This window comes from Bacteroides sp. LFL-34 (assembly GCF_027257075.1).
Lineage (GTDB): Bacteria > Bacteroidota > Bacteroidia > Bacteroidales > Bacteroidaceae > Bacteroides > Bacteroides ovatus.
This window is the reverse complement of record NZ_JAPQKZ010000124.1, coordinates 1-1,747: the sequence shown is the minus strand read 5'-3', so window position 1 is coordinate 1,747 and position 1,747 is coordinate 1. Positions and strand designations below refer to the sequence as shown.

The 1,747-nt window shown below is 47.5% G+C and carries 2 tRNA genes and 2 rRNA genes; all 4 read left to right on the top strand.

The features are described 5' to 3' along the window. A 16S ribosomal RNA gene (locus N5O98_RS27140) occupies nt 1-396 on the top strand; the annotation flags it as partial. A gap of 185 nt (nt 397-581) precedes the next feature. Next, nucleotides 582-658, top strand: a tRNA-Ile gene (locus N5O98_RS27135). Between the two features lie 63 nt (nt 659-721). Further along, nucleotides 722-795: transfer RNA gene (locus N5O98_RS27130), tRNA-Ala, on the top strand. Between the two features lie 160 nt (nt 796-955). Next, nucleotides 956-1,747, top strand: a 23S ribosomal RNA gene (locus N5O98_RS27125); the annotation flags it as partial.

Here is a 1,747-nt window from a genome sequence, read left to right as displayed (position 1 = left end):
TGCTGAGGACTCTAGAGAGACTGCCGTCGTAAGATGTGAGGAAGGTGGGGATGACGTCAAATCAGCACGGCCCTTACGTCCGGGGCTACACACGTGTTACAATGGGGGGTACAGAAGGCAGCTACCTGGTGACAGGATGCTAATCCCAAAAACCTCTCTCAGTTCGGATCGAAGTCTGCAACCCGACTTCGTGAAGCTGGATTCGCTAGTAATCGCGCATCAGCCATGGCGCGGTGAATACGTTCCCGGGCCTTGTACACACCGCCCGTCAAGCCATGAAAGCCGGGGGTACCTGAAGTACGTAACCGCAAGGAGCGTCCTAGGGTAAAACTGGTAATTGGGGCTAAGTCGTAACAAGGTAGCCGTACCGGAAGGTGCGGCTGGAACACCTCCTTTCTGGAGCGATGCCGTAACTGTCACAAAACGTGGCAGCCACTAAAAGACTTTAAAGGTTCTGTTTTTTGTACTACTGGTACTTGTTTATTTATAACATATAGATCAACCATCTATAGAAGTATAGATAGAGATAAACAAGAGAAAAAAGAAGCCGAGTCTAGACGAAAGGTAGACAAGGTTGAACTAGTCCTATAGCTCAGTTGGTTAGAGCGCTACACTGATAATGTAGAGGTCGGCAGTTCAACTCTGCCTGGGACTACCAAGCTCAAGAATGAGGAACAGGGAAAGCTAAAAGCTAAAAAACAAAATTCTTGAATAACCTCTTGGGGGATTAGCTCAGCTGGCTAGAGCATCTGCCTTGCACGCAGAGGGTCAACGGTTCGAATCCGTTATTCTCCACGATCTCTGAAAAAGAGAAACGATCTTTGACATGATGTACAAAAAGTAAAATTTTAGTAAGAGCTAAAAGTATATATCAAACCGTACGTGTTCGAGTACGCAATATTGATAGAAGGAAGCAATTCCACTACCAATACCAGTACGAGAATAAAACGTTTGAAAGAAAGTAAGCAAGGGCGCATGGCGGATGCCTTGGCTCTCGGAGGCGATGAAGGACGTGATAAGCTGCGATAAGCTTCGGGCAGGTGCAAATAACCTTTGATCCGAAGATTTCCGAATGGGACAACCCGTCATTCTGAAGGAATGACATCTTGCATAGCAAGAGGCTAACGCAGGGAACTGAAACATCTTAGTACCTGTAGGAAAAGAAAATAATAATGATTCCCCTAGTAGTGGCGAGCGAACGGGGATTAGCCCAAACCAATGTTGTTACGGCAATATTGGGGTTGTAGGACCACGATGTCGCAAGAAATTTAGTGAGAAGAACCCTTTGGAAAATGGGACCATAGACGGTGATAGTCCGGTATTCGAAGCTAAATGAAGCGTAGTGGTATCCTGAGTAGCGCGGGACACGAGGAATCTTGCGTGAATCTGCCGGGACCATCCGGTAAGGCTAAATACTCCCGAGAGACCGATAGCGAACCAGTACTGTGAAGGAAAGGTGAAAAGCACTTCGAATAGAAGAGTGAAATAGTCCCTGAAACCGTGCGCCTACAAGCGGTCGGAGCTGCTTCAGCAGTGACGGCGTGCCTTTTGCATAATGAACCTACGAGTTACTTTTTCCGGCAAGGTTAAGGATCTTGAGATCCGCAGCCGAAGCGAAAGCGAGTCTTAACAGGGCGATTAGTCGGAAGGAGTAGACGCGAAACCAAGTGATCTACCCTTGGTCAGGTTGAAGGTTAGGTAACACTAACTGGAGGACCGAACCGATAAGCGTTGAAAAGCTTCCGGA